Source organism: Actinomadura darangshiensis, from assembly GCF_004349235.1.
GTDB classification, from domain to species: Bacteria; Actinomycetota; Actinomycetes; order Streptosporangiales; family Streptosporangiaceae; genus Spirillospora; species Spirillospora darangshiensis.
Genome location: NZ_SMKY01000458.1, coordinates 1 through 4967, shown reverse-complemented (window position 1 = coordinate 4967; position 4967 = coordinate 1). Strand labels below are relative to the sequence as shown.

At 65.4% G+C, this 4967-nt stretch carries 6 protein-coding genes; 5 read left to right on the top strand and 1 reads right to left on the bottom strand.

Annotated elements, in window-relative coordinates:
• Nucleotides 1-237 precede the first annotated feature (237 nt).
• The 3 genes from E1293_RS44485 (at nucleotide 238) to cutA (ending at nucleotide 1763) form a co-directional block, all read left to right on the top strand.
• Nucleotides 238-1095, top strand: coding sequence for a helix-turn-helix domain-containing protein (locus tag E1293_RS44485; protein ID WP_132205798.1), 858 nt, complete (start codon nucleotides 238-240; stop codon nucleotides 1093-1095).
• Nucleotides 1096-1362: a DUF397 domain-containing protein gene (locus E1293_RS44480; RefSeq protein WP_132205796.1), complete on the top strand. Its 267-nt coding sequence runs from the start codon at nucleotides 1096-1098 to the stop codon at nucleotides 1360-1362.
• 68 nt (nucleotides 1363-1430) lie between these two features.
• Nucleotides 1431-1763: a divalent-cation tolerance protein CutA gene (gene cutA / locus E1293_RS44475; RefSeq protein WP_132205794.1), complete on the top strand. Its 333-nt coding sequence runs from the start codon at nucleotides 1431-1433 to the stop codon at nucleotides 1761-1763.
• Here cutA and E1293_RS44470 read toward each other — a convergent pair.
• Nucleotides 1735-2991, bottom strand: coding sequence for a helix-turn-helix domain-containing protein (locus E1293_RS44470; RefSeq protein WP_132205792.1), 1257 nt, complete (start codon nucleotides 2989-2991; stop codon nucleotides 1735-1737). The genes cutA and E1293_RS44470 overlap by 29 nt on opposite strands.
• A gap of 122 nt (nucleotides 2992-3113) precedes the next feature.
• Between E1293_RS44470 and E1293_RS44465 the strand changes: the two genes are divergently transcribed.
• The gene (locus tag E1293_RS44465) at nucleotides 3114-3863 is read left to right on the top strand and encodes a hypothetical protein (RefSeq protein ID WP_207939487.1); all 750 of its coding nucleotides are present in this window, start codon (nucleotides 3114-3116) and stop codon (nucleotides 3861-3863) included.
• Nucleotides 3853-4809 (top strand): aminoglycoside phosphotransferase family protein, encoded by a 957-nt coding sequence (locus tag E1293_RS44460; protein ID WP_207939486.1) that lies wholly within the window; start codon nucleotides 3853-3855, stop codon nucleotides 4807-4809. Before E1293_RS44465 ends, E1293_RS44460 begins: the two co-directional genes overlap by 11 nt.
• Nucleotides 4810-4967 lie beyond the last annotated feature (158 nt).

Here is a 4967-nt window from a genome sequence, read left to right as displayed (position 1 = left end):
CTCCCCGCTCTCCCGAGCCGTGAGGCGCCTGCCCACCCGCCCACCGAACCCCATCGGCCAGTCCCTTCGTCCTGAAGCAAGCGCGCCTGGATCGTCACAAGACTCATAAACACGCTGCGTTGACTATCTCTAGACTTAGAGTGTGCAACGCGAATCATCTGGCTGTACAGCATCTAGATGAGAATTCTCAAATATCATGTTCGCAGTCTCGGGTATATCGGTTCAGGAGGGTCAGACATGGCAAACAGGACGAGTCCCACTGTCCGCCGTCGGCGCCTGGCGAGGGAGATGCGCCAGCTTCGCCGTACGACCAAGAAGTCACGGGAGGACGCCGCCCGCTATGCGGGCATTGCGCCTGCGACGCTGAGCAGGATCGAGGCCGCCACACACGCGCCCAAGCCCGCGGACATCTTGGCCCTCTGCAAGTTCTACGAGGTGGACGAAGAGAAGACCGAGACTCTCGTCACGCTCGCCAGGCAGAGTCGCCAACGCGGCTGGTGGCAGAAGTACGGCGACGTGTTGCTCAAGGGATTCGACGTCTACGTGGGTCTCGAAGAGGAGGCCGACGAACTCAGGTCGTACCAACCCGAGTTGATCACCGGCCTCCTCCAGACACCCGACTACATGCGGGCTGTGGTGCTGGCTGATCTGGAAGTGCCGGACGAGGCGGAACTTGAGCGCCGGATTTCAGTCCGCATGCAGCGGCAGGAGAACCTGCTGAACGGGGATGGTCGTCGGCAGATCTGGGCGATCATCCACGAAGCGGCTCTCCGGCTCCAAGTGGGGGGACCGGGAGTGATGCGCGGTCAGCTTGAACATCTGCACGACCTATCCCGTCGAAACGCCATGACGCTCCAAGTGCTCCCCTTCACGGCCGGAGCGCATCCGGGGATGCAGACCGGCTTCTACCTCCTTGGCTTCGCCCATCCAGCCGACCCGGACATTGCGTACATTGAGTACAGGACGGGCGGTGTGTTCCTGGAGCAAGCGGACGAGGTCGCCATCTACGTCAGGACCTTCGACCAGCTCCGTGCAAGGGCCACGGGCCCGGACGAAGCACGGCTGTTGATCGAGCGAATCTTGACCGGAATGTAGGTGGCCAGAGTGGACCTTTCCGACGTGGTCTGGCGTAAGAGCCAACGCAGTGGCAACGGTGGCGAAGCGTGTGTCGAAGTAGGCGCCCGGCGCAAGAGCGCACAAAGTGGCAACAACGGTGCGTGTGTCGAGGTCGGGGCTTGTAAATGTTGTGGGACGGCTGTCCGGGACAGCAAGGATCCGGAAGGGCCCAAGCTCGCGTTCAACATCGCGTCATGGCGTGCCTTCCACGCCGACGTCCTCACAGGACGGTACGACCTGGCGTAGCCGTTTGGGTCCCGCTGGAGAAGGAGATTCAGGCCCTGAGCGTTCTCCTGCCCCGTAGAGTGCGCCACATGACGGACTCTCAACCCCTGCTGGTATTCACTGCAACGCCCGACCGTGAGGCCGGGATGGTGTTGCTGAAGTCGGCGGTCGCCTCGCATCTCGCAGCGTCGGGGCAGGTGGTCGGCCCGGCGGGGAACGTCTTCTGGCATCTGGGGGAACTCGGCACCGGCGAGGAATGGCAGGTGTCCCTTCGCACCACGAGTGAGCGGTATGCCGAACTGGAAACGCACCTTCTGGAGCGTCACCCGTGGGACAACCCGGAGATCATGTACGTGGTCGTCGGAGGAGGCTCGCAGGCGTGTCTGGAGTGGCTCAAACGGGAGACACGCACATCGCCCTAGCTTGCTCCAGCACATCGCTTACGCAGGCCGTCGCTGCGTGCGGACGCAGCCGCGCGGCCACAGCCCGGACACGCGTGCCGGGCCGAGGAGAGGCGACGTCGGCGCCAAGAGCGATTGCGCGCGAGAGTGTCCGCGCGGCCTGATCGACCTCCCGTGCGTCGATTTGGGCGTCAGCCAGCCACGACAGGTAGAGGCTTTTATCTCGGGCGTGAGTGTCGTCGTACCGGGCCAATGCCCATTCCAGTGCGGGTATTGCCCTCTCGGGCCGGTGCAGGATCGTCCAACAGCGGCCAGTCATGATCTGCACCTCGATGTCGTCGACCCACAGCGCCCAGTCGGGGGACTCTTCGCCGGAATCGGCCAGCGCCCCACGGGCCGCAGCGAGTGCGGACTCGACCTGGGGGGTATGCGTGGGCCCGGCCATGGCGTGGGCCCAAGCCGCACGTTCGTGCAGCAGTGCCCTCACGGCCGGTGGCGCTTGCCGCCCCACCATGCGGCAGGCTCCATCGGCCTCCTCCGTGCCATGCTGTCCAGCGGTGACCCGTTGATAGGACATGTGCGCTAAGGCGTTTCCCATCAAGGCGGTGCTGCCTGCCTCGGTGGCAGCGGCCATGCTGTCGCGGTAGAAGGCTCGCGCTGCGGACATCTTTCCGGCGTCCAGTGCCGCCCAGCCGGTCTGCTGGGCCTGCTCGGCCAAGAGGCTGAGCAGCTCTCGTCCTGTGGCTTCTGCGTATGTGGAGGTCTCCGCGAGGGTCCGGGTCGCCGCTAGTTCCGAGGCATACAGTCGGTAGGTATCGATGCCGCCTAGAACGTCGTCCAACCGGCGGAGCCGCACGGTCCGCCGCCGCAATTGCTCCAGGACGTCGGCACCGATGCGTCGGCCTGGCTGTCCGGTCGCGCTCCATGGGGTAACGGCTAGTCCGGCTGCCGCTGCGGCTCCCAAGAACTGCCTGCGTAGCACAGGATCGTCCTCCAGACCGGCCGAGTGGAAGAGCTGACGTTGCGGAATGCCGAAGCTATCGGCGAGCGCTCGCCGATAACGAGGTCCGACACCGGCGCGGCCGCGTTCCCAACGTTTGACGTAATCGGTGAGGGTGTCCAGATCCGTCGTGAGCTGATCGGCCATGATCTCGGCGATGTGCTCGGCGAGTTCGCGTTGCGTCAAGCCGCGTGCCGTGCGCTCGGCCTTAAGCCGCGCTCCGAGCCGGGCCTTTTCCGATGGAGTCATGTGAGCACCTGACGTGTCGCCGTGCCCCCGGGGATGCCCCCTGGCTGCCCCTCATTGTGCCTCTGCCGGCCGGAGTCCGGCTGGGGTTTGCTTACCAGTGACCGACTTCAAAGGAGGATCGGATGACCGCCACCTCGCCTGCTCCCTCGATGATCCAGGTGGAGTTCACCTCGGAGTTCCATCCCGGCTGGAACAAGATCGCTGGGGTCAGCGTCACCGGGAAGAACGTGCGGATCGACATCGGCGAGTACTTCTTCCGGTACGAGAACCCGTCCTGGCTGGTGTGCGACTGGACCGGCGTCCGCGACGAGCTGCTGAACGCCATCGAGACCGAGGCCACCGCGGTTGAGCAGATGGCCCTCGACCACATCAGAGAGCACGGCCGGACTACCGACGACCCCGGCGATGTCCTCAAGATCGCGGAGGAGACCACCTCGTTCCTGTTCCGCGACGAACTCCTGTCTGAGCCCGGCCTCGTCCAGCTCGGCGTGAAGGCCCGGCACCTGCGGATGCTCCGCGAGGTCGGCACCCTCATGGCCCTCAACCGGGTCGAGCTGAGCGGAAAAATCAGTAACGTCGGACCCGCCTGGATGTTCCCCGTCGCCTGCAAGGTCGTTTACGGCTTGGAGGAGACCGAGGCCCGTCTTGTGGACGAGCTGTACCACGGAACGTGGTTCGACGAGCGACGCCGTGTGGAGGCGGTCAAGGCCAACGCCGCGCTGGGCGGCAAGCTCGTCCACGGTTGCCAGTCCCAGGTGGACATGCGCGGCGGCGCAGTCGTGCCGTTCGGCGTAGACCTCACCGAGTTCCGCCGTGAGCTGCGACACTTCGGTGATGACTGGATCGAGCGGGTGGAAGCCTGTGACCGGTGACAACGCTGGACCAGAAGGGGCGGACCCGCTGTCCGCCCCTTTCCGGGTCCTTTCCACATTGGTCCAGTCCGCTGGCATCGCCGCCCGACCCGTCGCTCGTGAGCCCGTGCATGTCTGGGAACTGTCGGCGGTCGAACGCATCCGTCTGGACGATGGGACGACCTTCATCCTGAAGACCGCTGACACACCGTTCACTCGCGAAGCCGAGGTGATCGTCCATGCCTCGCATCACGGCGTACCCGTCCCCACACTCCGGTCCGTCCACCGTGACCCGCAGGGCTGGTTGGCGATGCTCATGGATGATCTGGGAGAGATGCCGGAAGAGGACGCACCGCGAGACGTCGGCGCGCAGGCGGCCGTCCAAGTGCACGCCTGCCCGGCGATGGACGGGTTGCCGTTCCTGGACGCCGCCGCGCTGGCTGCACTGCCCGGTCAAGCACTCGCCTCGCTCCAGCAGTTGCGGGATACCGGCCGCTGGACGGACAACGCGGACGTCTCGGCGCTGCTGGAGCAACTCGCCGAGGTAGGCGAGCAACGTGCACGTGGGACCGATGTCGGGCCTTTCGGGTTGTGTCACAGTGAGTTCCACCCGACCTCCCTGCATACCGGGCCGAAGGGCACGACGATTCTGGATTGGGCTCGGGCCTTCAATGGTCCCGGCCTACTTGACCTGGCGTCCTGGGAGGACACGCCCAAACCGCTCGACACTGACGCCCTCGCAGCGATGATCCGCGCCTATGTCGCCACCGGCGGCACCGTCAGCGCGCTGGCGAATCGGGGTGGCCTGCCCGCCGAGGTCTGGGCGGGCGGCTGGCACCGGGTCTGGATCAGCGAGTGGTACTTGCAGCAGAGCCTCCGTTGGATTCCCGACCCGTCCCGCGACACCGCGACCCAGCGGACCGTGCGTCGGCATCTGGAGGAGGCAGCGCGATGCCTGACCGGTTGAGCAATGTTCACCCCTCCGAACGGCTCATACTTCCCGGCGGAGGAGAGGCGGATATCGACCTGGAGATGGTCCCGCTGGTTGTGGTGCTGTGGGCGCTGAACTTGAAGACCGACGGGTGCTGCCAGGATCTCGGTGAATCCATCAGCGCTGGACCGGGC